The organism is Cytobacillus solani (genome assembly GCF_001420595.1).
Taxonomy (GTDB): Bacteria; Bacillota; Bacilli; order Bacillales; family Cytobacillaceae; genus Cytobacillus; species Cytobacillus solani.
Genome location: NZ_LJIX01000006.1, coordinates 586444 through 609975 on the forward strand (window position 1 = coordinate 586444; position 23532 = coordinate 609975).

The window sequence follows — 23532 nt, forward strand, 5'->3', positions numbered from 1 at the left end:
ATAATTGAGGTTGATACAAAGGAAAAGGTGAGGGAATGAAGGGGATTATTCTTGCTGGCGGCAGTGGAACAAGGCTTTATCCGATTACACAAGCTATTTCCAAGCAGTTACTGCCTATCTATGACAAACCAATGATTTACTATCCTTTATCAGTGCTTATGCTGGCAGAAATTCGGGAGATTTTAATTATAACAACTCCACAAGATGCACCACTATTTAAAAACTTGCTTGGAGACGGGGCAGATTTTGGAATTAGCCTTGAATACAAAGTGCAGGAGCATCCGCGGGGATTGGCGGATGCTTTTATTATTGGAGAAGACTTTATTGGTACTGATCACGTGTCTCTTATATTAGGGGACAATATTTTCTATGGAACAGGTTTTACTCCATTATTGAAAATTGCTGCTAGTTTAATGGAAGGTGCGATTATATTTGGCTATCAAGTAAAAGATCCAGAGAGATTCGGCGTTGTAGAGTTTGATAAGGATCATAATGCGCTATCTATTGAGGAAAAGCCGACAAATCCAAAATCACCTTATGCAGTTACTGGCTTGTATTTTTATGATAATAATGTTGTTGATATTGCGAAAGGTATTAAACCTTCTTCTAGAGGAGAACTCGAAATTACAGATATTAATCAGGAATATTTAAGAAGGAACCAACTAAAGGTTGGTAATCTTGGACGTGGATTTGCCTGGTTAGATACGGGGACAGTTGAAAGCTTTCTAGAGGCTAGTCAGTTTGTGGAAACAATTGAAAAACGTCAAGGTTATAAGATTGCTTGTTTAGAGGAAATAAGCTATCGAAATAATTGGATATCAGCAGAAGATGTAATGAAGAGAGCAACAAAGTATAAGAATGAGTATGGTGCTTATCTAACAGATTTAGTGTATGGGAAATTCAGTAATAGTTCTAGCTTAACATCTTTTTCTGTATCGGGTCGTTAAGTTTTATTTGTAAAAAAGGGAGAGGTAGTATTTGGAGACAAAAACAAGCTGTTTGGAAAGATATCAGGATATTTTTCTACGGAATAACATTAAAATTATAATGCTTAGTAAGGATTTAGATGATATAGAGAGAATGAAAAATGCGCTAATTGGAGTAGATTCTAAATATTTATTTCCTACAGAAAACAAAGAGCTTCTTTTCCAATATATAAAAAAAATTATTGATAATGGGTATAATTTTATTTTGACAGATGGGGCTCAGGATATCGGCATGATGTCGCTTTATGCAAATGATTTTGTCACGAAAACTGCTTATACTACCACGATCGGGTTAATACCTTCACACCGCGGAGGAAGCCTAATCGGGAATCTAGTTAAATTTTCATTTGAATTTGCTAAAGAAAAGGGGATGGAGAAGTATAGGGCAGAGGTTCATAAATCAAATGAAAAATGGTTGAATTTCTTATTGAGATTTAAATTCGAAATTGAAAGCGAAACAGAAAATGATACCTATATGATTGTGAGGGATTTATAAGACCGTTAATTCTAGGGAATTTCTATCTGTTTCAAGTTGGTGTCCAAAGGAAAAGGATTAAATTAATAATATGGAGAGAGTGTAATGAATTTACTTGTTACAGGTGGAGCCGGGTTTATAGGCTCTAATTTTATTTTATATATGTTGGAGAAGTATAAGGAAATTCAGATAATAAATATTGATAAATTAACTTATGCAGGCGATCTCAAAAATCTTAAAGGAGCAATTAATGATCCACGACATGTTTTTATAAAGGGAGATATTTGTAATCTTATGCTAGTAGAAAATATTTTTAAGGAATATGAAATTGAGGGTGTTGTCCATTTTGCTGCGGAGTCACATGTGGATAATTCTATAAAAAACCCAAATGCCTTTATAGAAACGAATGTGTTAGGCACCTTTACATTGCTTGAGGTGGCTCGGAGACACTGGATGAATGGAGTGAATTCCTATAAGGAATTATATAAGAATTCAAGATTTCATCACATTTCTACTGATGAGGTGTATGGAACATTGGGTAAGGATGGCTTTTTTACAGAGAAAACAGCTTATGCCCCGAATAGTCCGTATTCGGCGAGTAAGGCGTCTTCTGATATGCTTGTTCGCAGCTATTTTCACACATATGGCATGAATGCTGTGACTACAAATTGCTCAAATAATTATGGACCAGGGCAGCACGAAGAGAAGCTGATTCCAACTATTATTAGAAGAGGGCTATCCTTAGAGTTAATTCCTATTTATGGAAGAGGTGATAATGTTAGAGATTGGTTATATGTAGTTGATCATTGCAGAGCCATTGAGAAAGTATTTTTTGAGGGGAAATCTGGCGAAACATATGTAATTGGTGGACATAATGAAATGACGAATATTGGCGTAGCTAATCTAATCTGTAATACGTTAGATAAAATATGCCCAGTTAAAGAAAATCATTTAGGCATTACCAATTATCATCAGCTGATTCAATTTGTATCTGATCGACCAGGTCATGATTTTCGATATGCAATTGATGATTCAAAATTACGACATGAGCTAAACTTTCAAAATCAATTTGATTTTGAAACAGGGTTAGAAATAACAATTGATTTTTACCTCAATGAACAAGTGGCTAAAAAAAGCTGATGGAGATGAACAAATGAGAATAGGGATCATGCAGCCATATTTCATTCCATATCTAGGATACTTTAGTCTTATCAAACAAACGGACCGCTTTATCCTATTTGATACGGTTCAGTTTATTAGACATGGCTGGATTGAGAGAAACAGGATATTAAAACCAAATTCAGGCTGGCAGTATATAGGCGTTCCTTTAAAAAAACATAGTAGAGAAACGAAAATTAAAGATATTAAGATTCAAATGGAACAGGATTGGAGAACGAGGATTTTCAGGCAATTAGAGCATTATAAGAAAAGAGCCCCTTTTTATAGCCAGACGATCGATATATTAGAGCAGGGGTTAAGTTTGGAGACAGATGATATTGTAAAACTAGATGAATATTTATTGCGGGCTATCTGTCATTACATTGGGATTAACGCAAATATTAGTGTTTTATCCGAAATGGGGTTATACATTGAGGAGGCAAATGCACCAGATGAATGGGCATTAAATATATGTAATTCTATTGGGAATATTGATGAGTATTGGAATCCAGAGGGTGGTTTGGAATTCTTCGATAAGAATAAGTACGAAAGAGCTGGTATTGGTATTCACTTTTTAAAAATGAATCTGAATAGATATTCTCAAAAAAGAGATATATTTGAGCCTGGACTATCAATAATTGATGTGATGATGTTTAATGGGCCAAAAGAAATTAATGAGATGCTTGATGAATATGTGTTGGTGAAATAATAGGTTATATGGTTATTTATGGAGGAGTTAGTCATGAAAGAGGTAGTGGAGGTACCGATATCTACTCATAAAAAACGCAGTCTATTTCTCAAAAACATCATACTTGTTTTTTTCACTTTATTGGTTTGTTCATTTTCCATATCGATGGGGCTATTACAACTTCGCACACCAGAAGTAATTGCACATGATGATAGTGAAGAAAAGTTCTCTAGCGAGCGGGCGATGAAGTATTTAGAGATAATTGCGGAGAAGCCACGTCCAATAGGTTCACCAAATCATGACAATGTAAGAGATTATTTGGTATCTGAATTAACGAAATTAGGAGTTTCATCAGAAATACAGGTTGTAAAGGAAGATTTAACAGTATGGGGAGCACCCTTTGACGGTAAGATTGAAAATATAGTAGCGCGAATTCCTGGTAGGGAATCAACGAGAGCCATTTTGCTCACCTCCCATTATGATTCTGTAGATCATAGCCCAGGAGCAGCTGATGCTGGATCGGGTATTGCTGCTATTCTTGAAACGATAAGAGTATTGTCTGAATCAAAAAAACTTAAGAATGATATTATTATTCTCCTTTCGGATGGGGAAGAAATAGGTTTATTAGGTGCACAAGCATTTGCAGAGTTCCATCCTTGGGCACATGAGGTTGGAATTGTTCTTAACTTTGAGGCAAGGGGGAGCAGTGGCCCTTCTGTGATGTTTGAAACTAGTAATAAAAATGAAAGATTAATAACAGAATTCATTAAGGGAGCTACTAATCCAATAGCACATTCTTTTATTAGTGAAATTTACAAAAATATGCCAAATGATACAGATTTATCTATTTATAAAAAAGCAGGGATGTCTGGTTTAAATTTTGCTTTTTTTGAAACGATACATACCTATCATTCTGCTGATGATACGGTAGAAAATTTGAGCTTAAGTAGTTTACAACATCATGGGGAAAATATGCTTGATCTTGTTCGATATTACGGAGGCATGAATTTAGTAGACAAAGATCAGGGAGGGAATAGCGTTTATTTTAATAGTTTTGGAAAGAAAGTTATTTCCTATCCAGAGTATCTTGTGATCCCATTTATGTGTATTGTGATCGTTGCATTCTTGATCACCGCAATCCTTGGCTTTATACGAAGGAAGTTGACCATTTTGGGTTTGATAGGCGGAATGTTACTGTTTCTGCTCATTATAGGGATGGCTTATTTTCTAGGCATTATAACGAAAGGCGCGGTACTATCTATTCTTGCTGAAAACAGTTGGGCGATGGGGGTAGATTTAAGAATGAGCCATCCATTATTCATTATCATGATTCTAGTAATGGTGGGCATATTTCTTCTAGTGTATAAATTAGCTCAAAAGAAATTCATTGTAAATAACTTAGCGGTGGGGGCATTTTTCGTTTTGGTTTTCATCGCGATCTATACGAGTCTATTGATAAAGGGGGCTAGCTATATTTTTCTTTGGCCAACGTTGCTTGGGCTAATTGGTTTAAATGTACATTTTTATGTGAATGGTAAGTGGAAATGGTTTGGTAAAGGGGTTATGTTGGTGATTGCTTGGCTTGTAATCATGTTTATTACTCCTATTGTGTATATAACATATATGCTGCTAACCCTTGATAATGTGGGAGTACTTCTAGTATTTATTGCATTATTATGGGCATTTTTTATTCCACTAATAAATTTTAATCGGGGAGAAGAGTCTCTATGCGAAAGCACTTAAACTTGATTCAATTTTCTCGGGCTTTTGTGCCGATTTTTGTCATTCTATTTCATGTAAAAGCATTTATGCTTGTCTATTTTCATTATAACTTTCTAATGCTCCCTGATATTCTGAAATCTGGCGGTGTCTATTATTTTTTTGCTTTGTCAGGTTTTATGGCTTATTATCTGTACCATAATAAGTTTGGTAATCGGGAAATGATCAAATATTTTCTGTACAGTCGGTTTATTAGAATCTATCCAGTTTATTGGATTGTGACCATATCTGTTTTAGTTGTTATGATTGTATTTCCTAGTCTTGCTCCTGAGCATCAACAAGGGATGGAAGATATTATTTTCTCTTTACTTCTTATTCCCAATGGATCCAATTTGGTTCTAGGTGTTGCATGGTCATTAGTTCATACAGTATTTTTCTATTTGATTTTTACGATTGCTTTTTTCAAAAAGAGTAAATTTTCTATTACGGCAGCCATCCTTTGGGCCATGATTTCCTTTGCTTTTAGCATCCAGTTGTTTAATAGCTCCAATATCCTCCTCAACTATTTATTTAACAGCTACAATCTAATATTTTTATCTGGAATTGCTTGTGCGTATATCGTGTTGAAGGTAAGGATAAATCTGTATGTGTCATGGATTCTTGTGATTATTGGGGTTGCTGCTTTTCCGCTCTCTTGGATAAATGCCCAATATGGTTATGCTGCATTAAATATCGAGATTGCAACAACGATTGCTTCTGTTTTTATTATCATAGGATTTTCCTCCATTGACCTGCAAAAGGACGTAAAGATTCCAAAAATCGCACAGTATTTAGGTGATGCATCTTTTTCAATCTATTTAACACACTACTATTGCATATCAGCACTTACAATCATTTTTCTTCAGCCTATGTTTAACTTTCTTTCGAATATCGTCATAGCTATCTTGTTTATAGTCATATCCGTCATCTGCGGTTGTTTTGTTTACTCATTTATAGAAAAGCCATTAAACAAAAGACTAAAGCCGTTGCTTAAGAGGAATCAACGTTATGATTCTAAGTCCATAGTGAAAGAATTAAAGGAGAACGCGCAATGAACACGACTCCCCGTACAGCATTTATACTGCAAGTTCATAAAAACCCTCAGCAGGTGAATAAATTTATCCAGCAGTTAACCGCTAAAGAACAAGCAGATGTCTATATTCATATTGATAAAAAAAGTTATGAGGGAATGAAAAATCAATTAGTTAAAGGTCCAAATGTATATATCCTAGAGAATAGTGTAAATTGTGAATGGGGTGACATCAGTCAAATTGATGCCACCCTTTTATTATTAAAGGAAGTTTTGGCATCTGGAAATGAATACGATTTTGTCTGTTTAAGGAGTGGGCAGGATCTATTGGTAAAGGATGGGTTCAAAGATTTTTTGAGAGCAAATAGGAATAGCGTTTTTTTAGACTATAGAGATATAAGTCAGGGAAACACGGGACTAATGAATATTAGGTGGCCTAAAGTTATGAGAAAAAGGTATACAAATAGCCATCCATTACGAATAATCCGTAGAATTCTATTAAGCTTATACGGGAAGGGAATTAGTCTTTTCCCTAATAAAAATTACTGGCCGCGGGAATATTCTTTCTACAAAGGTTCCCAATGGTTTTCTATACCCTTTGATGTCGCGAAATATATCAATCAATTTTTAGAGGAAAATTCATGGTATTACTCATTCTTTACGAACTCTTTAGTACCCGATGAAAGTTTCTTTCATACGTTAATTTTGAATTCAAAATATAAGTCAAATGTGGTGAATAATCATTTGTTTTTTATTAAATGGGGAGAAACATTAAGTGAAAGAAATTCTCCGCAAGATCTAATAAGTGAAGACATAGCACGAATAGTAAAGTCAGAACAATTTTTTGCGAGGAAGTTTGAAGAAAAAACAGATGAGGCGATCATTCATTATTTTCATCAAAGAGTAACACTTTCTAAAGATGTGAAATATTTAAAGAGAGGAAGTTAAGGGGATTTTGATAACTAAACAATTAGGAGAACATATTAGGGATGAGCAAATGAAATTAAATTATGCAAAGGTCTTTCAATTAGAAGCAGAATATGGTTCTTCCTTTTATTTAATGGATGTGGATAAATTGAAAGGAAACTACCGGAAAATAGAAGAGGCTTTTACAAGTCAATATCCTAAATGCATCATCGGGTATTCATATAAAACAAACTATCTCCCATATTTATGTAAAGAATTATCAAGATTAGGAGCTTATGCTGAAGTCGTTTCTCGTCTGGAGTACGATTTGGCGATAAAGGTAGGAGAAAATCCAGAACGGATTATTTTCAATGGACCAGTAAAAACCAAGGATGATATTTTTAAGGCTTTACATAACAGAAGTATTTTGAATATCGATTCCCTTTATGAGATTGAGTATGTAAAGGAATATTGCTTAAATCATCCAGAAGAAATGATTAAAATAGGTCTTCGATTAAACTTTCCCCTATCAGATGGCGGCGAAAGTGTGCTTCAAGATGGATATGAAGTAGGCCGATTCGGTATTTGTGTTGAAAACGGAAACTTGCAAACAGCTATAAATATGCTAAGTGATGTAAGGAATGCAAAGATTGTTGGCTTACATGGTCATTTTTCAACGAAAACACGCAGTGTCAAAACATACCGATTGATTACGAAAAAATTATGTGTTCTAGCTAAGTATTTTTTCAAAGACACGATTGAATATATTGATATAGGTGGAGGTTTTTATGGAGAGTTGCCAAAGGGTTTTCATCTAACAGCACCTAGTTTTAATGATTATGCAGAGGCAATCGGTGAAACAATGATCAAAGAATTTGCCGGTTGGGAAAAGAAGCCGCTCCTTATCATTGAACCAGGAATTTCAATGGTGGCTAACGTCTTCCGATTCGCTGCAAAGGTAATTGAAGTGAAAAATGTAAGGGATAAGACTTTTGTTTTGGTTGACGGCAGTGTTCATAATATTAAACCAACCATGCATAAAAACAACTTACCAATGCAGGTGATTACACAAAATGAGGGAGGAAACCGAAATATCCAAAAGACGTTTAGTATTGTCGGTTATACCTGTATGGAGAAGGATTATCTTGCACATAATGTAGTCACTCCGATTCCTTCCATCGGGGATTATGTGTTATTCAACAATGTTGGTGCATACACAATTGTATTCAACCCACCATTTATTAAAGAGCGACCTGCCATTATTGCCATCAAGGACGGAGAAACAATTGTTGCTCGAAAGAAGGAAACGATTAAAGAATTCTTTAATGAAGCACTCTATCTATTTTGATATTAAAAAAGGAGATTCATATGAACATTTTAATTAGCAGTGTTGGCAGACGGGTGAAACTAGTAGAAGCATTTCGATCTGAGCTTCAGAAAGTAAATGGAAAGGTCATAGCAGTAGATTGTGATTCAACCGCACCAGCTTTACACTTTGCAGATGTGTATGAAGTTGTCCCTAGAATTGATGATTTGCGCTATATAGACTATCTGAAAAAAGTATGTAAGAAGTATAAGATAACAGGTATTCTATCACTAATTGATCCAGAATTAAGTTTGTTAGCAAATTATGTGGAGGAATTTGAGAAAGAAGGAATATATGTCATTGTGTCGGATAAACAAATAGTAGAAACATGCTTTGATAAATATTCTACCTCACAAATCTTGGGAAGCCATGGATTACCATGCATTCCAACGTATATAAATATTGAGGAGGTTATCTGTGATTTAACAGTGGGGAAGTTGGAATTCCCGCTTATCATAAAACCAAGAAAAGGCAGCGCCAGTATTGGAATTAATAAAGTGTATACGATGGAAGAGCTGCTTATTTATAAAAATGAAACAGAAGAATTAGTTATCCAGCCGTTTGTGAATGGTCAAGAATATGGTGTTGATTGCTATATTGATATATTTTCTAGAAAACCAGTTAATATGTTCATGAAAAAGAAGATCATGATGAGGGCTGGCGAAACGGATAAATCTATTTCAGTAAGGGATAACGACCTAAAGCAATTGATTGAAAGATTAGTCTATGTATTAAATCCGTTGGGGCCAATCGATATTGATTGTTTTCTTACTAAAGGGGGATTTGTTATTTCCGAAATTAATCCACGGTTTGGCGGAGGATATTTGCACGCACACTTGCAAGGGCAGAACTTTGTTAAAAATATTATAAACAACCTTAGTGGGGTTACAAATCAATTACAAAACAATGAGTATGAAGAAGATCTAATCATGGTTAAGTACGAGGATGTAAAGTTAATAAAAAATGTCCTCCCACAAGCAAGTGAAGTTTCATTATAATCTTTTTTTGGGTGTAGTTTCGTGGTAAAACCACAGCTTTCCAAGCTGTTGAGGAGGGTTTGATTTTTTTACCTTTTCCCATACATATAAACACAGTGTTTGATTCAATAGGGAACGAGGTATTGCGTTTTTTCTATGCAAAAAAGGCCACTGTAATAGAACACCACAAATCAATGAGCATACAATAGAATTGAACATTTTAAGCCAAAAACGAGAGGTGGGAAAATAAGTGGCTAAGGAAATGTACGTTAGTTCTACAAAGGGGAATAATAGTTACAATGGGACGTTAAGTCAGCCTTTCAAAACAATTCAATACGCTATTGATTCGGCAAGTGCTGGAGATGTTATTTATGTGCAAAATGGGTCGTATAATGAGCGTATTCAATTAAACAAATCAGGTACTTCGGATAAGCCCATAAAGCTTGTAGCGTATCCTGATCATCGTCCAATTATAAATGGGGCAGGAATAAAATGGACTGGAAATGGAAATTGGGGTGGGCTCATTAACTTTAATAGGCAGTCCCATTGGTTTTTTGAAGGAATTCATCTGGAAAATGCTTATGGAATGGGGTTTGGAGATGACTATCAGGAGCCATCAACAGTTGGTTCAAGAAATATCCAAATAAAAAACTGTTCTGTTACCAAAGCTGGGGGTTCAGGTTTTTTTGTGGAATTTGCGGAAGACATTCTCATTGATAATCTTATGGCAAAAGAAACGAACAAAAATTTAGGACAAGAAGGTATTTCTTTATTAAATGTTAATCGGTTTGAAATAAAAAATTGCCAAGTCATTAATTGCTACAAAGAAGGAATTGATGTAAAGGATGGATGTAAAAATGGTACAATCCATGATTGCTATGTAAATAATACGGTCAGAGTAGGAATTTATGTAGATGCTTTTTCGAGAGATTCATCTAATATTCAGGTTTATAATAATATTGCAACGGTACCTAACGGTGCAGGATTTTCTACTGCTGCAGAAGCAGGAGGGAGATTAGAAAATATTTTGTTTAGAAATAATATCGTCTATGACTCACTAAGAGGCTACAATATTTCTTCCAATAATAGCGAAACAAATTTGCCATATATGATGAAGAATATTACATTTCAGCATAACATTGCTTTTAATAGTGGATTTACCGGGATATTCATAGTTGCTAAGGTTGAAAATCTCTTAATTGAAAATAATATTCTATATCCAAGCAAAAGCTATCTTTCAAATTGCATTCAAGTTTACGATTTGAAGATGTTTGATGCCAATACAACGATTATTCGTAACAATCTATTAGCAGCAATAAATACAAATAAAAATATAATTAGGGGAAGCGACTATATTGTAGAAGCGAATTATGACTCTGTTATGATAGATCCTACAGGAGCTCTAACTGGAACTAGAAATTTTGCACTAACAAAAAACTCTGTTGCTCGAAATGCTGGTTACAAAGGAGTTGATTTAGGCCTCATTTTAGAATCCTCATCCAATCCCCCAGAAGAAAATTTTGAACCGCAAGAAGTTAAAATAATTAGTGATGTAAATTTATTTAACGCTGCCAATGCTATAAAAGATTTTCCTCCATTTCAAATTCGTTATACAACTATTACTACTGAAAAGGCAATTAATGATTCGAATTTGCCAGTACAAGCTTCTGGGGTTTTAATCACTTATTATATTAGCCAGACTATTACAGGATGCTATCAAGAGTACCAAAGAATTGGAACAAATGAGAGATGGATTCGATTTACTCTTTCAGAAAGCAGTTGGACGAACTGGAGTAAACGATAACAATTGCATAAAGGGCAGTCCATTCTTTGCTAAATGTAAAGTTTGGATTGGCCTTTATTTGGGTTCACTGTTAATTCTAAATGCAGTTCATACATAACGATACGGGCATCTCCAACTATGATCAAGACCTGCTAGTGAAGGCAGATTAGAACTGCACCTGCCAGTAGTAAAAGTGCCGGGTAAAATAGAAATATTCTTCATCCGGGCATTCCCTCCTAAAAAATACATTTTCATTATAAAGAACAAATAGTTCGATAAAAAATACGAGAATGTAAGATAATTAAAGAAAACGTGAGAAAATTAATGGAAAATGTTCTTTATAACGCAAAAATGACTGATTTTAACCTTTTTCAAAACATTACATTTGAACTATACTCAATTCATGGTAGTTCTTTAAAAAGAACAAATAAAACGGAAACAAAGAACGGAATCTACTCAATTGGTTCTGAGAGAAACTTATAATTCTAGAAACTATTATCTAAGGAAGGTGGAAATGATGAAGTTTACTTGGAGAAAAGCGAGAAAAATCTTAAGTAATATCATTACAACTGTTTTATTTATTAATTTAATTATAATGGCGGTTCTAGTAATCTCTTCAAAAGCTTCTGGAGGAGAACCACAGGTTTTCGGCTATCAGCTTAAAGCAGTATTATCAGGCTCCATGGAACCGACCTTTTTAACTGGGTCTATCATAGCAGTCACTTCACTTGAGGGGAATGAAAAGAAGAACCTCAGAGAAGGGGATGTAATTACTTTTGTAGATAGTAAGGAAAGGTTAATTACCCACAGGGTCATCGGAATCAAAACAAGCGGAGAACATGTCATGTACGAAACAAAAGGGGATAACAACAATGCAGCTGATTTGGATCCAGTCCTTTCAGATAACGTACAGGCAGTCTATTCTGGATTTACAATTCCTTATGCAGGTTATTTTATCGATTTTGCACAGTCAAAAGAAGGAAGTGCCATACTGCTGATTGGTCCTGGATTATTGCTCTTAGCTTATGCAGCATTTAGCATTTACCAAGGACTTAAAGAGCTTGATCCGAAAAAGAGAAAAACAGACATCGATACAGAAGAAAAGCCAACTTAATTTGGTTGTACTCCTTGTACAAAACAAGGGTCAATATAAAAAAATTATACATACCCAAAGGGTAAGAGGAGGAAATTGGAAATGAGCATTAAGAAAAAATTAGGTTTAGGAATTGCATCGGCAGCACTAGGTATTTCATTAGTTGGCGGAGGAACATTTGCATACTTTAGTGATACTGAAGTAACGAATAGCACATTCGCTGCTGGTACTTTGGATTTAGCAGCAAATCCAACCACTATTATCGATGTAAAAGATATCAAGCCTGGTGATACTATGGTCAGAGAATTTAAATTAGAAAACAATGGATCTTTAGACATTGCTACAATTGATCTACTTACTAAGTATACTGTGACCGATGCAAATAGTAACAACAAAGATGATTTTGGTAAACATATTAAAGTACTTTTCCTTGAAAACGCAGACAAAACAGGTGATGGCTGGGTGATTGGGGATTACAATGATGTAATTTCTGAGACAACCTTATATGATCTTCAAAATATGACTCCTGATGCAGTAGAAAACTTAAATCACTGGTTGACTGAGCTTCTGGGTCTAGGGGGAGAAGATAGTGGTTTAAAAGCTGGCTCTTCAGATAATATGTATGTAGCATTTGAATTCGTTGATAATGAAGCAGATCAAAACGAATTCCAAGGTGATTCTTTAGCACTTGAATGGACATTCACTGCTCATCAAACAGAAGGTGAATCTAAATAATATTCAATAACAAAAGGCGGGAATTCGTTCCCGCCTTTTGTTAAAAACTAGATGGAGAGGTAATGCCATGAATAAAAGATTTATATTGGCAAAACCGAAGATTATCGCATTTATAGCCGGCATTTTCATATTTATGTTAGTAGGAGAGACAAGTGCAAGGGCAGCAAATAAAGAAATTGATATACATACGAAAATGAATCCGAGCGGCTACTTTTTTGAAGTAGGAAACTTGAAACCTGGGGATTGGATGCCAAGGGATATCGTCATATCCAATGCTGGAACTCAGGATTTTAAATATATGGCTATATTAGGGAAGAAAAAGTCTGTTAAAGGACTGTTAAAAGAACTAGATTTAATCGTTAAAAAAAATGAAGAAGTATTGTATGACGGGAAAATGGACCAGTTTACTGGGTTTACTCCTAGAAATCTAGCAAAAAGTGAATCTGAAACACTATTTTTTCAAGTGACGATGCCAAACGATTTAGGAAATGCATTTCAAAGCTCTGGTGCCGAAGTAGAAATATTATTTGTTGCTGAAGCCTTAGGCGATACTGGTGGTGGAGATCCAGGCGGAGAAAATCCAGGTGAAGAACCTGTTGTAGAAAACTCCGGAGAAGAGCCAGATGATGAAGTGATCGAAACAAACAATCCGACGGGTACAATCATTGTTTCACCAGAAATTAGAGAAAACCTCCTTCCAAAAACAGCTACGAATACTTATAATAGTCTGCTTATTGGCAGTGTACTATTTGTTGCAGGCAGTATCTTTTACAAACGAAAATTCAGAATAATAAATAATTTAGAATGAAAATAAATATATAGATTATAAGGAGGATTCTAGTAATGAGTATTAAAAAGAAACTAGGTTTAGGAATTGCTTCTGCAGCAATAGGCATTTCATTAGTTGGCGGAGGAACATTTGCATATTTTAACGATGTGGAAACAACAAATAACACCTTTGCTGCTGGAACATTAGATTTAGGAATTGATAAAGAAACAATTATTAGTATTGATAACATTAAACCAGGAGACCGTTTCTTTAGGTATTTCCAGCTTTCAAATGATGGGTCACTTGATATGAAGGAAATCCTACTAAATTCCACTTATGAAGTGTCTGATAAGAAAGGTGACAATGCAGGAGAAGACTTTGGGGAACATATTATGGTGGAGTACTTGTACAATGCATCTGGTAAAGATACAGTTATTTTCCAAAAAACTTTAGCTGAAATAAATGAAAATCCAGTTCAAGTCCTCAAAAATTTCCCGGCTGGTGCAAAGAATGCCAAATTTACTGTCCAATTTGAGTTTGTTGATAATGGGGAAGATCAAAATAAATTCCAAGATGATGCTTTAAAACTTACATGGACTTTTGATGCTAAACAACAGGATGGTTCGAATAAATAGTTTTCTAAAACAATGTTAATAGGTGGGATTAGGTTCCTGCCTTTTAAAAATTTGGTTATCCATTGTATCCATAAAGAAGGAGGAACCCTATCATGTACCAAAAAAACTGTGATCGCTGCTGCCGCCCATCATATAGCAGCAGTGAGAAGGGTGAATGGTTATGCCCAATTTGTGGACAGGATCTAACCAACTATCCCTTTTTTGATGCAATGACATTGGAAAGGATAAATATTAAACGACCAACCATTCGGAAAAAAGCTGAAGCCTATCGAAAAGGATATGCTTATATGAAAGTGTAGGAGTAGGAGCCCGTGCATATTTTGAAATTTTTCCAACAAAAGATGCATAGACAAAGAAAGATGGTAATAAAAATAGATTATCTAGTATAAGATTCCTATTTGGGGGGAACATTGTGGTCGAGACAAAAATAGAGGTCACAGAAATAGATAAAGAATGGTTGCAGTTAATAATAGAAGCAAAGAATTTAGGAATAGAGAAACAAGAGATCTTGGACTATTTAAATCATAATGTATAAATAAAGAATAAATACGAGTTTAAGTATTTCTATGAGAAGGGGAACCTTTTTAGGAAATACTTTTTATTATAAAAAAATTTGCAAGTGCAACCCACAAAGCTCCTAAAAGGGTGGTCAATTTGAAACGAATATTCTCTTACCTAGCAATAGTTAATATAGCTGATGGAGTCTTTACCTATTTGGGTCTTCATTTCTCTATGATTGAAGAAAGCAATCCTATGATGAATGGTCTATATGATATAAGTCCTTTGTTTTTTCTTGGATATAAGCTATTACTCTCAGGTGTTCTTTTCGGATTGATCTTAATGAAGAAGCTTCCACCGACTCGACTTATAAAAGTCTTGTCAATTACAGCCTCAGCGGTCTACACCATCGTTATCGGATTGCATGGTGTATGGATGTTCCCATTGATTGTATACCTTTTCTAGTAAAAGAACTGTGTAAAATAAATCATATTGTCAATGATTTAATTAGGCATTATATATTAATATTTTTCGACTAATTTCTACGGTTGTTATACCAACTTTTAAATGAATATTCCTTGTAGGCATTTAATATGTCAATTTAAGTATAAGCAGCTTTTAGGAAGGGAAGAACCATGTCGAAATAAGGATAAAAAAAGTAGATCAAAAATTTTCTGAATAGACAAAAATCAACACCATAAGTGATAAATATCTTATAAAATACATAATATAGAATATATTACCTATTTAAAGGATATAGAAAAAGGCAAACCTGCTGAAAGGCAGGGACGCAAAGTCACAGGTCTAAGGTATGTTGGATAAAATACTAGGATGGCTGGGTTGCCTTAAATACGATTCGTATTTTGGGGGGAACTATGTGGTTGAGGTGAAAGTGACTGTGGGGGAAATGGATACAGAATGGCTTGAGCTGATTATTGAGGCAAAAAAAATGGGAATCAAACAAGATGAGATTAGGGAATTTTTTATGAATAGCGGGGTTACTGAAATAGTTCTTAAAGGATGAATATTGATGGGGACAAGTTTTAAGTATTTCTTGTGAGAAATTTCTCATTTAAGAAATGCTTTTTATTTTGAAATAAAGGGCCATGGAGGCTAATTAACATAGCCTCCCTGACCCTTCTTGTATAATGAAATGCTTATTTATTTTGGTCAATTCGCCATTTATTAAATGCTAAGAATTCTCTAAATTGGTCTTTAGTAACGCCAGAATTCATGGCTTCCTGTACAATTTTCATCCATTCAGAGTCCAATTCTTCTTTATTCGGCTGTTCATGAATTAAATGATCGACAGGTACATTTAATACTGCAGCGATTTTCTCGAGAAATTGAATCGAAGGGTTTGTTTGTAAGTTTCTTTCGAGAGAACTTAAATAGGATTTGGCCACACCAGCTTGTTCGGCAAGCTCGGATAACGACATTTTCTTTTCCTTTCGAAGTAGTTTAACTCGTTCACCGATCATCCAATCTCACACACCTTACTATAATATGTAATATTATCATACCAAAAAACGACGGAAAGTTCCATATAAAGAACAATTGGTTTGAAAAGATATTAGTATTTTATCATAAATATACGAGCTTCTTGCATAGTATCTGTCCGTATAATTGAAAATTTAGAGCAAAAATGCTCTAAGTTAATTGACTAGAGCATTTTTTGTATGAATCAGCTGCAAAATTTCCATAACCGCCGAATCAGTATTTTCAGCATCGATATGATGGAAGGGTTTGCTATATTCCATTTGTTTATGTGCGTAACGGGGGTCATAATAATCTTCGAGAAGAATTTGGATGACAGTTTTGTACTCCTTAATGGAAGCTGCTTCGTCTAGAGAAGCAATAATTTCATGGTTCTTTATGCGTTTCTTAATAAAAGAAAGACGTTCAATGACCTTTTTATGAAACCAATCCTCGTGTGCATATGGCAAACAATAGTCATTATAAATACGCTCAACCCGTGATGTCATTGAAGCTTGTAAATGAATATTGGTACCAAGCTGCTTTTTCTTTAAAAGTTCATCAGGTAAAACAACTTTACCAATTCGTTTACTTTCAGCTTCGATAATGAAGAAGGGAGAATCAATCATTTCCGTTAATGATTTATATAGAAGCGAATCAAACGTTTTTTGATTGTTGCCAGGGAACAATCCGAAAGTTCCGAAGATGGATCCTCGATGACCTGCCAATCCCTCTAAATCAATGACAGGTAATCCTTTCTTGTATAAACCCTTTAACACATCCGTTTTACCAACACCGGTCATTCCATGAAGTGTAATTGCCTTATCTGGGAGCATGGCTGGAATTTTCTCGAGAATATATTGACGATACGCCCGATAACCGCCGATAAGCCGAGGAATAGAAATCCCTGCAAAAGCGATAAAAGTGGCAACTGCCTTGCTCCGCATTCCCCCTCTCCAGCAGTAAATAACCGGCTCAGATCCTTTTTTATGAATATCCTTAATTCCACTTAAAATCGAAGGAATCTTCGGTGAGACTAATTCCATTGCTTTCCACTTTGCGACATCTGCTCCTTCTTGTTTATAAATCGTACCAATAATAACCCGCTCTTCATCTGTAAATAATGGAATATTGACGGCTCCTGGAATATGAAATTCTTTAAATTCTCCTGGTGAGCGAACATCAACTGAAACGGCATTATTCAATTGGATGAATTGATCAACAGTAATTTCTCTCATAAGTGTTCCTCCGAGTCTGCATATATAAGGACTATTTTAGCCCTTTATGCTAATAAAGAAAACCTCCTGTTAAAAATTGCATGCACGTCAGAGAATGGAAGGTTCATATAATTCTCCTTTTTAGCAAGGTATTAAATCATAAATATTCGATATAGTGAAGGTGGGTGTTTGAGGGAGGTGATTTCCTATGAAAATAAAATGGTATTTTTTTATATTAACGATTATGGTTCTTTCTATTATTAGTTTTCCTTTTATAGGTAATAAAGATCAAAAGCCTTTGAAAATTGGCATTATTATGATTGGAGATAGCAGATATGAAAAGCTAATCGGCCTTAAAAAAGGGATGAAGGAGCTAGGATATGATGATTGGTCAACCGAATTTTTAGTAAAAAGCGGGAGAGATCAAGAAGCAACACTCGCATCTCAAATTGACGATTTATTAAATGAAAAGCCAGAGTTAATTGTAGCTTTAGGCGGAATAGAAACATTGAAGTTGAAGGAAATAATGGAAAAGAAGAATATACAAATTCCTGTTGTGTTTGCTGGAGTTGCCGCTCCGAAGGAAATTGGTCTCATTAAGGATTATCGTTCACCAGGCGGTCTCTTTACAGGCATAAATAATTACCATACAAGCTTATCAGGAAAAAGGCTGGAGATCTTTCGTGATTTAGTGCCTTCGATTAGTAGATTTCACATTCTTTATGATGAAGATATTGAAGTGAGTAAACTGAGTCTTGAGAATGTGAAGGCAGCAGCTGAAAGACTTTCATTAGAAATCATCCCATGGAATGTAAGTGATTCAAAAAACTTTTTAAGTGAAATGAAACATGAAATACAAGTGAATGATGCGATATTAGTTATGCCAGGATTTAAGATGGAGTCACTATCAAAAGAAATTGCTCAGTTTTCAAAGGAGAATCATGTACCTGCAATGGGATTATATGAGAATGAAACAGAAGATGGGATTTTAGCAAGCTATGGTACTAGCTATTTTGACCAGGGATATCAATCAGCAAGATTTGTTAGTTCAATTATTCAAGGAAACTCACCAGCAGACATTCCTGTTGAGATGCCTGATAATATCCGATTTATCGTTAATCAAAAAGTAAAATCTGAGCTCGGAATTAAACTTAATAAGGATATTATACATTTGGCAGAGTTTATTAATCCTAATGCAGAAGGGATGAGCCAATAATAATGAAGTCAATCATATATTGGCTACATTCTCAGCCTATGCGAGTGAAAGTGTTGGTTTTTGGAATTATTATGTCAACCATTCCGCTTTTATTAATCAGTTATTACTATTATAGTAATGTCAAACCAGATCTTGAGGAAAGAATCATAAGTAAACAAGAATTGGTGCTCCAAAATCTAACAGGTGAAATTGAATTAGAATTTAACCAGATCTTTCAGCAAGTTCAATTGTTTTCTTTTATTAATGATAAAGAAGATAAGCAGCCAATATTTTATGATTTATTAATGAAAAATACTTCAATAGAGGAAGTAGTCATTATAAATGAAAGTGGAAGAATAGAGGAAAAGGTTTCCAGATATGATCTTAATATTCCAGAATCTAATGAACGGTGGTTTTCTGATGAAATGTGGGCTGTCTTTCAGTCAGATGACCGCCTATATGGGGAAGTAGAATTTAATCAGTTTGGACAGCCTGTTATGAAGATAGCTTTAGTTTATATGGAAAATGGAAGTAGAAATGCTGTTGGTGCCACCATTCAATTACAAAAAATAATAGGGCAGATATCATCATTAAAACAAGACGATTTATCTTATTTATATTTACTAGACCGTGAAGGGAAGGTAATTGCCCATCAGGACTACAGGAAACTATGGCATCAAAGTCCAGAAGCAGATAACAAGGAAATGTTAGGAGTAAGAGAAGAACTAGTTGATCTAGGCTGGACAATCATAATGGAACAGCCTAAAACAACCGCCTACGAGCCAATCAATGAAATGTTTATGAAAGGATTAATGGTTGCAGTATTTGTTACACTTTTTGTGAGTTTAATCAGTATTTATGCTGGTCTTTATTTTACAGCACCAATCGTTCTTCTTGATAAAGAAATGAGGAGATTAAAGGCTGGACATGTTGCTTCACCAATTATATTAAATCGAAATGATGAACTAGGACAGCTAGCCCAGTCTTTCAATGAAATGAGTCAAGAGCTCCAAGAGAAATCATTTCGCTTGGAACAGGAAAAGGAGCGGCTGGATGTCGTTGTTAACGGAATTGGCGCCGGATTAGCACTTGTTACAAAGAATTATGAAGTGACTTGGACGAATCCATTGCTTGAGAGTTGGATGAATAAAGAAGAAATTAAATTGCCTTGCTATACATTAATTGGTGGTATGAATACTCCTTGTGAAAATTGTCCAATAACTTGTCCTGAAATAAATGATAATGCGGACACAATTTTGAGGATGCAAAGAGGAAGACGTGAAGAGCGACTTTTTAGGCATCGAGTTTTTCCGCTTACCCATGCGATTAAGGGGGAAGGGGAGTATCTAATTGTTATTGAAGATGTTACTGAGGAAAAGCAAATGGAAGAAAAGATGATTCAAACAGATAAACTTAGTGCGCTAGGATTAATGGCATCAAGTTTTGCGCATGAGGTGAACAATCCTCTTGCAACGATTCATGTATATGCTGAGGATTTAATTGATCGTCTAGAGCAATTTGATGATGATTTGGATGAGGTTGAAATGGCTTTGTACTTAAGAAAAATAAAAGAGAATACAGATCGCTGTAAGAGAATTACAGGAAATCTATTAAATTTTTCAAGAAAGTCTAATTGGAAGGTATCACAGTTTGATATAAAAGAAACAATTCAAAACAGTATAAGTTTGGTTGAGTATTCCTTGAAAAAGAAGGATGTCCTTTTAGATGTATCTATACAAGAAGAAATGCCGTTTATGGTTGGAGATAGTATAAAGCTAATGCAAGTACTAGTGAATTTAATTAATAATTCAATCGATGCAATCAATCAAGGGGGGACTGTAGCGATCTCTGCTTCACTGCAAAATAGGAATTTTGTTTTTAAAATAAAGGATAATGGCTGTGGGATTCCTGATCATGAAATGCAGAAAATCTTTGATCCGTTTTTTACAACAAAGCCAGTCGGAAAAGGGACAGGTTTGGGATTATCTGTTTGTTATGGGATTGTAGAGGAATTTGGCGGTACGATAATGGTGGAGAGCAGAGTAGGGAAAGGAACGATGGTAATAGTTAGCATTCCGGCTGAAACAAGATTTAAGGAGGACAAGCAATGAATTCAGCTCGATTATTAATTGTTGACGATGAGAAAGATTTACTGGAACTTCTAGTCAAAAGGCTTATTCGAAAAGGATATGAAGTGAAATGTGCAGAAACAGCAGAAGATGCCCTCCTATTATTGAAGAAGCACATGTTTGATATAGCGATTTACGATATTCGTTTACCGAAAATGGATGGAATTGAACTTCTAAAAAAAACAAAAATTATTCAGCCTGAGACTGAGATATTAATGTTAACAGGCCATGGAACGATTGAAACAGCGATAGAAGCAATGAAGATTGGTGCATTTGATTATTTAACCAAACCGTACAATCTCTCAGAACTTGAAATCACCATACAAAAGGCAGAGGAAAGCAGGAATTTGAAACATAAGAATGATAGCATGAAAGAAATTATTAGACAGCATAATGAGTTTCAAATTATAGGAGAAAGTCCAATATTTACTGAAGTTCTTGAGCTCACTCGCAGGATTGCTGACAGTAATGTGCCAGTTCTTATTGAAGGTGAGAGTGGAACAGGGAAAGAACTGTTTGCAAAAGCTCTTCATTATTGGAGCTGTCGTGCGGATGAACCGTTTGTGGCTGTTAATTCAGCTGCACTGCCTGAACAACTATTAGAAAGTGAATTGTTTGGACATGTGAAAGGTGCTTTTACTGGGGCGAATCATGATAAAAAGGGACTAGTTGAAGCGGCAGATGGAGGAACTTTATTTTTGGATGAATTGGGTGAAATGCCATTATTGCTCCAGGTGAAACTACTCAGATTTCTCGAATCAGGTGAATTTAGGCGTGTTGGTGATGTAAGGGAAAGAAAAGTGATGGTTCGGGTCGTAGCTGCAACAAATAGAAACATGGAAGATGAAGTGGCTGAAGGACATTTTCGAGAGGATTTATTTTATCGATTAAATGTTGTTAAATTAACAATTCCCCCTCTAAGGGATCGAAAAGAAGATATTCCGCTCTTTATCAATTATTTCATTAATAAAGGGAAAATCCAAGGGAAAAGGCTGTCTTCTGAAGCGCTTTTTGAATTACAGAATTATGATTTTCAGGGAAATGTTAGAGAACTCCAACATATTATTGAAAGAGGAATTCTATTATCTAGATCAGATCAAATTGAAGCAGCGGATTTACTTTTGCCGACCCGGAAATTTGCGCAAATAGAAAAGCTGCAATCATTATGCTCCTTAGAGGAATTGGAAAAGATACATATAGAAGGAGTCTTAAACAACGTAAAATGGAACAAAACGAAGGCGGCTGAAATTTTAGGAGTCAGTGTAAGAAACTTATATCGAAAAATTGATCAATATAAATTAGTTGAAGAATGACAAAATGGCATATAGTGATTGGTCATAACGTGACAAAAAGGCAATTTTTATACGGCGGATAGAAAGAAAACTTCTTTCTTTCCGTCTTTTTTATTTAGAGAATAGGGGATTGCTCGTATTTTATATAAGGTATCCATTTTGGCATGATACTTGCAAGTGTAATAATGAACATAAATAAAAGGATGTGAAGAGATGTTATCAAACATTGGTATTCCAGGATTAATTCTAATTTTAGTTTTAGCACTGATCATTTTTGGCCCAAAAAAGCTTCCTGAAATCGGAAGAGCAGTTGGACAAACATTAAGGGAGTTTAAAAAGTCAGCTCGTGAACTGACAAGTGACATGACTGAGGATGTACAGAAAGATATGAAAGAAGCAAAAGATACAACGTCAAAATAGAAAGGAGCTTATTAATATGGCCATTCATTCGAAAAGTCATTTACAACCTGAAGATTATTCAAAGCTGGCAGATCAATTTGTTCCTAATTCAGATAAAGTACTGGCTACAAGCCCATATGATTCGGAATTAGGGAAGAATATGGCAAGAGATGCTAGAAAGGTAATTAACGGGAAATTAAAAATTGAGGATTTTCATAGGGTATATTCTGCTTCGCTCATAAAAGAATTTGGTGATCAGTATGCTAGCGGACCTAGTGAAACTAGTCAGAACTCTTCAACCTCAGCGGGAACTGGTCCCAAATGGGGGATGGTTATAGATTTAAAAAAATGTGTGGGCTGTGATACTTGTACCGTTTCCTGTAAAGCGGAAAATAGAACACCGCCAGGTATGTCTTATAATGTTGTCCTAGAAACGATTAAAGGTGATTATCCGAACTTTTCAATCACAAATTTACCGAAGCCTTGTATGCAATGCGACAATCCGCCATGTGTTCAAGTATGCCCAACAAGAGCGACATATAAAATGGAAAATGGAATCGTCATCATTGATAATGATCGCTGTATCGGCTGCAGATATTGCATGGTAGCTTGCCCATATGGATCAAGATCTTATGATTTCGGAAATAGTTATGAACAAGAAATGATCGGATATAATGACGTAACAAGTCCCGAATATGGAATTGAGCGCGGAAAACGCAAAAAAGGAGATGTTCCAGAAGAAACAGTAAGGAAGTGCAGTTTTTGTTATCATCGCCTTCAGCGGGGAGAAGAGCCTGCGTGTGTGGAAACTTGCATTGGAGATGCTCGTTATTTTGGAGATATGAGTGACCCGAATAGTGTGGTTTCAAAGCTTGCCGCAAGTCCTAGAGCATTTCGGTTAAAAGAAGAGTTAGGTACAAAACCAAGAGTGGTGTATTTAAGATAAGTAAGCATTCATTTAGAGTAC

General features: G+C 35.2%; 25 protein-coding genes and 1 riboswitch. Of the genes, 23 read left to right on the forward strand and 2 right to left on the reverse strand.

Going from position 1 to position 23532, the window contains the following annotated elements; translation table 11 throughout:
* The first annotated feature begins 35 nt into the window (after positions 1 to 35).
* From rfbA to AN957_RS27325, 18 genes are all read left to right on the forward strand, one after another.
* Positions 36 to 947: a glucose-1-phosphate thymidylyltransferase RfbA gene (rfbA, locus tag AN957_RS04690; protein ID WP_053479059.1), complete on the forward strand. Its 912-nt coding sequence runs from the start codon at positions 36 to 38 to the stop codon at positions 945 to 947.
* A gap of 31 nt (positions 948 to 978) precedes the next feature.
* The gene (locus AN957_RS04695; protein WP_053479058.1) at positions 979 to 1482 is read left to right on the forward strand and encodes a GNAT family N-acetyltransferase; all 504 of its coding nucleotides are present in this window, start codon (positions 979 to 981) and stop codon (positions 1480 to 1482) included.
* An 84-nt stretch (positions 1483 to 1566) separates the two neighbouring features.
* Positions 1567 to 2601, forward strand: a complete 1035-nt coding sequence (gene rfbB / locus AN957_RS04700) for a dTDP-glucose 4,6-dehydratase (protein ID WP_053479057.1) — start codon at positions 1567 to 1569, stop codon at positions 2599 to 2601.
* 13 nt (positions 2602 to 2614) lie between these two features.
* Complete coding sequence (locus AN957_RS04705; RefSeq protein WP_053479056.1) at positions 2615 to 3328, forward strand: WbqC family protein; 714 nt, start codon at positions 2615 to 2617, stop codon at positions 3326 to 3328.
* A 33-nt stretch (positions 3329 to 3361) separates the two neighbouring features.
* Positions 3362 to 5050 carry a M28 family peptidase gene (locus AN957_RS04710; protein WP_056682583.1) on the forward strand — a complete coding sequence of 563 codons (1689 nt, stop codon included), beginning with the start codon at positions 3362 to 3364 and terminating at the stop codon, positions 5048 to 5050.
* Positions 5035 to 6120 carry an acyltransferase family protein gene (locus AN957_RS04715; RefSeq protein WP_056682586.1) on the forward strand — a complete coding sequence of 362 codons (1086 nt, stop codon included), beginning with the start codon at positions 5035 to 5037 and terminating at the stop codon, positions 6118 to 6120. Before AN957_RS04710 ends, AN957_RS04715 begins: the two co-directional genes overlap by 16 nt.
* Positions 6117 to 7043 (forward strand): beta-1,6-N-acetylglucosaminyltransferase, encoded by a 927-nt coding sequence (locus AN957_RS04720; RefSeq protein ID WP_056682589.1) that lies wholly within the window; start codon positions 6117 to 6119, stop codon positions 7041 to 7043. Before AN957_RS04715 ends, AN957_RS04720 begins: the two co-directional genes overlap by 4 nt.
* Before the next feature lie 49 nt (positions 7044 to 7092).
* On the forward strand, positions 7093 to 8349 hold the full coding sequence (locus tag AN957_RS04725) for a type III PLP-dependent enzyme domain-containing protein (protein ID WP_056687053.1): 1257 nt from the start codon (positions 7093 to 7095) through the stop codon (positions 8347 to 8349).
* Between the two features lie 20 nt (positions 8350 to 8369).
* A complete protein-coding gene (locus AN957_RS04730) occupies positions 8370 to 9365 on the forward strand; it encodes an ATP-grasp domain-containing protein (protein WP_056682592.1) in 996 nt (331 codons plus the stop codon).
* Positions 9366 to 9594: 229 nt separating this feature from the next.
* On the forward strand, positions 9595 to 11148 hold the full coding sequence (locus tag AN957_RS04735) for a right-handed parallel beta-helix repeat-containing protein (RefSeq protein ID WP_053479050.1): 1554 nt from the start codon (positions 9595 to 9597) through the stop codon (positions 11146 to 11148).
* A 493-nt stretch (positions 11149 to 11641) separates the two neighbouring features.
* Complete coding sequence (gene sipW / locus AN957_RS04740) at positions 11642 to 12241, forward strand: signal peptidase I SipW (protein WP_053479049.1); 600 nt, start codon at positions 11642 to 11644, stop codon at positions 12239 to 12241.
* An 81-nt stretch (positions 12242 to 12322) separates the two neighbouring features.
* Positions 12323 to 12955, forward strand: coding sequence for a CalY family protein (locus tag AN957_RS04745; protein ID WP_053479048.1), 633 nt, complete (start codon positions 12323 to 12325; stop codon positions 12953 to 12955).
* A 67-nt stretch (positions 12956 to 13022) separates the two neighbouring features.
* Positions 13023 to 13763, forward strand: coding sequence for an LPXTG cell wall anchor domain-containing protein (locus tag AN957_RS04750; protein ID WP_053479047.1), 741 nt, complete (start codon positions 13023 to 13025; stop codon positions 13761 to 13763).
* A 35-nt stretch (positions 13764 to 13798) separates the two neighbouring features.
* Positions 13799 to 14359: a TasA family protein gene (locus tag AN957_RS04755; RefSeq protein ID WP_053479046.1), complete on the forward strand. Its 561-nt coding sequence runs from the start codon at positions 13799 to 13801 to the stop codon at positions 14357 to 14359.
* Positions 14360 to 14451: 92 nt separating this feature from the next.
* Positions 14452 to 14658, forward strand: coding sequence for a hypothetical protein (locus AN957_RS04760; protein ID WP_053479045.1), 207 nt, complete (start codon positions 14452 to 14454; stop codon positions 14656 to 14658).
* Between the two features lie 113 nt (positions 14659 to 14771).
* Complete coding sequence (sinI, locus tag AN957_RS26630; RefSeq protein ID WP_142108127.1) at positions 14772 to 14894, forward strand: DNA-binding anti-repressor SinI; 123 nt, start codon at positions 14772 to 14774, stop codon at positions 14892 to 14894.
* Positions 14895 to 15013: 119 nt separating this feature from the next.
* Complete coding sequence (locus AN957_RS04765; protein ID WP_053479044.1) at positions 15014 to 15322, forward strand: DUF5658 family protein; 309 nt, start codon at positions 15014 to 15016, stop codon at positions 15320 to 15322.
* A 290-nt stretch (positions 15323 to 15612) separates the two neighbouring features.
* Positions 15613 to 15705: riboswitch (cyclic di-GMP riboswitch) on the forward strand.
* A gap of 29 nt (positions 15706 to 15734) precedes the next feature.
* Positions 15735 to 15881 (forward strand): anti-repressor SinI family protein, encoded by a 147-nt coding sequence (locus AN957_RS27325; RefSeq protein ID WP_082446489.1) that lies wholly within the window; start codon positions 15735 to 15737, stop codon positions 15879 to 15881.
* Between the two features lie 133 nt (positions 15882 to 16014).
* Here the strand turns inward: AN957_RS27325 and AN957_RS04770 are convergent, their stop codons facing one another.
* Positions 16015 to 16338: a helix-turn-helix domain-containing protein gene (locus AN957_RS04770; protein WP_053479043.1), complete on the reverse strand. Its 324-nt coding sequence runs from the start codon at positions 16336 to 16338 to the stop codon at positions 16015 to 16017.
* 174 nt (positions 16339 to 16512) lie between these two features.
* Complete coding sequence (gene mnmH / locus AN957_RS04775; RefSeq protein ID WP_053479042.1) at positions 16513 to 17571, reverse strand: tRNA 2-selenouridine(34) synthase MnmH; 1059 nt, start codon at positions 17569 to 17571, stop codon at positions 16513 to 16515.
* A 187-nt stretch (positions 17572 to 17758) separates the two neighbouring features.
* Here mnmH and AN957_RS04780 point away from each other — a divergent pair, with 187 nt between their 5' ends.
* From AN957_RS04780 to AN957_RS04800, 5 genes are all read left to right on the forward strand, one after another.
* Entirely contained in the window at positions 17759 to 18766 is a 1008-nt protein-coding gene (locus tag AN957_RS04780; protein ID WP_053479041.1) for an ABC transporter substrate-binding protein, read from the forward strand.
* A gap of 2 nt (positions 18767 to 18768) precedes the next feature.
* Positions 18769 to 20856: a sensor histidine kinase gene (locus AN957_RS04785; RefSeq protein WP_053479040.1), complete on the forward strand. Its 2088-nt coding sequence runs from the start codon at positions 18769 to 18771 to the stop codon at positions 20854 to 20856.
* Complete coding sequence (locus AN957_RS04790; protein ID WP_053479039.1) at positions 20853 to 22187, forward strand: sigma-54-dependent transcriptional regulator; 1335 nt, start codon at positions 20853 to 20855, stop codon at positions 22185 to 22187. Before AN957_RS04785 ends, AN957_RS04790 begins: the two co-directional genes overlap by 4 nt.
* A gap of 192 nt (positions 22188 to 22379) precedes the next feature.
* The gene (gene tatA / locus AN957_RS04795) at positions 22380 to 22586 is read left to right on the forward strand and encodes a twin-arginine translocase TatA/TatE family subunit (RefSeq protein WP_053479038.1); all 207 of its coding nucleotides are present in this window, start codon (positions 22380 to 22382) and stop codon (positions 22584 to 22586) included.
* A 16-nt stretch (positions 22587 to 22602) separates the two neighbouring features.
* Positions 22603 to 23511 (forward strand): 4Fe-4S dicluster domain-containing protein, encoded by a 909-nt coding sequence (locus AN957_RS04800; protein WP_053479037.1) that lies wholly within the window; start codon positions 22603 to 22605, stop codon positions 23509 to 23511.
* The last annotated feature ends 21 nt before the right edge of the window (positions 23512 to 23532 follow it).

What these genes read in the sequence shown, in the direction of transcription:
- rfbB (WP_053479057.1), top strand. Translation starts at nt 1,567, where the DNA reads ATGAATTTACTTGTTACAGGTGGAGCCGGGTTTATAGGCTCTAATTTT.
- AN957_RS04770 (WP_053479043.1), bottom strand. Translation starts at nt 16,338, where the DNA reads ATGATCGGTGAACGAGTTAAACTACTTCGAAAGGAAAAGAAAATGTCG.
- AN957_RS04745 (WP_053479048.1), top strand. Translation starts at nt 12,323, where the DNA reads ATGAGCATTAAGAAAAAATTAGGTTTAGGAATTGCATCGGCAGCACTA.
- tatA (WP_053479038.1), top strand. Translation starts at nt 22,380, where the DNA reads ATGTTATCAAACATTGGTATTCCAGGATTAATTCTAATTTTAGTTTTA.
- rfbA (WP_053479059.1), top strand. Translation starts at nt 36, where the DNA reads ATGAAGGGGATTATTCTTGCTGGCGGCAGTGGAACAAGGCTTTATCCG.
- AN957_RS04790 (WP_053479039.1), top strand. Translation starts at nt 20,853, where the DNA reads ATGAATTCAGCTCGATTATTAATTGTTGACGATGAGAAAGATTTACTG.
- AN957_RS04730 (WP_056682592.1), top strand. Translation starts at nt 8,370, where the DNA reads ATGAACATTTTAATTAGCAGTGTTGGCAGACGGGTGAAACTAGTAGAA.
- AN957_RS04780 (WP_053479041.1), top strand. Translation starts at nt 17,759, where the DNA reads ATGAAAATAAAATGGTATTTTTTTATATTAACGATTATGGTTCTTTCT.
- sipW (WP_053479049.1), top strand. Translation starts at nt 11,642, where the DNA reads ATGATGAAGTTTACTTGGAGAAAAGCGAGAAAAATCTTAAGTAATATC.
- AN957_RS04720 (WP_056682589.1), top strand. Translation starts at nt 6,117, where the DNA reads ATGAACACGACTCCCCGTACAGCATTTATACTGCAAGTTCATAAAAAC.
- AN957_RS04715 (WP_056682586.1), top strand. Translation starts at nt 5,035, where the DNA reads ATGCGAAAGCACTTAAACTTGATTCAATTTTCTCGGGCTTTTGTGCCG.
- AN957_RS04760 (WP_053479045.1), top strand. Translation starts at nt 14,452, where the DNA reads ATGTACCAAAAAAACTGTGATCGCTGCTGCCGCCCATCATATAGCAGC.
- AN957_RS04725 (WP_056687053.1), top strand. Translation starts at nt 7,093, where the DNA reads ATGAAATTAAATTATGCAAAGGTCTTTCAATTAGAAGCAGAATATGGT.
- AN957_RS04750 (WP_053479047.1), top strand. Translation starts at nt 13,023, where the DNA reads ATGAATAAAAGATTTATATTGGCAAAACCGAAGATTATCGCATTTATA.
- AN957_RS04710 (WP_056682583.1), top strand. Translation starts at nt 3,362, where the DNA reads ATGAAAGAGGTAGTGGAGGTACCGATATCTACTCATAAAAAACGCAGT.
- AN957_RS04785 (WP_053479040.1), top strand. Translation starts at nt 18,769, where the DNA reads ATGAAGTCAATCATATATTGGCTACATTCTCAGCCTATGCGAGTGAAA.
- AN957_RS04755 (WP_053479046.1), top strand. Translation starts at nt 13,799, where the DNA reads ATGAGTATTAAAAAGAAACTAGGTTTAGGAATTGCTTCTGCAGCAATA.
- mnmH (WP_053479042.1), bottom strand. Translation starts at nt 17,571, where the DNA reads ATGAGAGAAATTACTGTTGATCAATTCATCCAATTGAATAATGCCGTT.
- AN957_RS04705 (WP_053479056.1), top strand. Translation starts at nt 2,615, where the DNA reads ATGAGAATAGGGATCATGCAGCCATATTTCATTCCATATCTAGGATAC.
- AN957_RS04800 (WP_053479037.1), top strand. Translation starts at nt 22,603, where the DNA reads ATGGCCATTCATTCGAAAAGTCATTTACAACCTGAAGATTATTCAAAG.